The sequence below is a fragment of the Thalassolituus sp. UBA2009 genome, assembly GCF_002335285.1.
Lineage (GTDB): Bacteria > Pseudomonadota > Gammaproteobacteria > Pseudomonadales > Oceanobacteraceae > Venatoribacter > Venatoribacter alkanivorans.
Genome location: NZ_DDCJ01000065.1, coordinates 1 through 1,020 on the forward strand (window position 1 = coordinate 1; position 1,020 = coordinate 1,020).

At 57.1% G+C, this 1,020-nt stretch carries 2 protein-coding genes; both read left to right on the plus strand.

From position 1 onward, the window contains the following. The first annotated feature begins 151 nt into the window (after positions 1 to 151). Complete coding sequence (locus B3P58_RS07600; RefSeq protein WP_286716777.1) at positions 152 to 703, plus strand: UPF0149 family protein; 552 nt, start codon at positions 152 to 154, stop codon at positions 701 to 703. A gap of 24 nt (positions 704 to 727) precedes the next feature. Further along, positions 728 to 1,020: aminopeptidase P N-terminal domain-containing protein (locus B3P58_RS07605; RefSeq protein WP_286716779.1), on the plus strand; the 293-nt coding region annotated here is incomplete at its 3' end.

Here is a 1,020-nt window from a genome sequence, read left to right on the forward strand (position 1 = left end):
TGAGAACAGGCTAACTATAAGAGGCCGCTGGCGGCGGGGTCAATCGACGGAAGGCGGCTTTGCTGCTTTATTCCCTTCCGCTTCCGGCATTTGCGGATTCTTTCGCGGCAGCAATGATAGAATGACCGCTTTCCCTCCCGTTGAGGACGTTATGACGATCGAATTTTCCGCAGCCGCTGATCTGTGGCTGGAATCACGCTGCTACCAGACTCCATCCGCCCTGCATGGCTGGCTGACCGGCTATCTTGCTTCCGGTGCGCGGCTGAAAGCGGCCGACTGGTTACTGGAAGCGCAGGAATATCTGGAGCTGGAAGAAACTCCGGAAGCACCGTTGCAGACTTTTCTGCAGACTTTTTACGATGACGTGCTGCTTGGCCTGAGCGGCGAGTCGATGGAATTCAGTGTGCTGCTGCCAGCCGATGAAGATGCCGATATCGACGAGCAGGTTGAATGCCTGGCACAGTGGAGCAAAGGCTTCCTCGACGGCTTTGGTGCTTCGGGCCAGATTCAGGGCAAAGTGCCGGAAGACGTGCTGGAAGTGCTGCAGGATCTGGATGCCTTCTCGCAGGCGTCACTGGATGATCCGCAGGACCCGCAGAACGAAATGCTGTATCTGGAACTGGCTGAGCATGCCCGTGTTGCCGCGCTGACCGTCTTTTACGGCATGAACAAAACCGCTCCTGCCCCTAAAACCCTGCACTGATCTCTACGCATTGACGAGGTGATGATGAAACTCGATGTCCGCGAATACGCCAAACGCCGCCGTCAGCTGATGGAGCTGATGAGCCCGAACAGCATTGCCATTCTGCCATCAGCGCCGGTCACGGTGCGTAACCGCGATGTGGAGCATCCCTTCCGTCAGGACAGTGACTTCTATTACCTGTCCGGCTTTGCCGAAGAGCATGCCGTATTGGTGCTGATTCCCGGCCGGGAACACGGTGAGTACGTGTTGTTCTGTCAGGAAAAAATCAAAGAGCAGGAAATCTGGACCGGCCGCCGTGTCGGCCCGGAAGCTGCGCC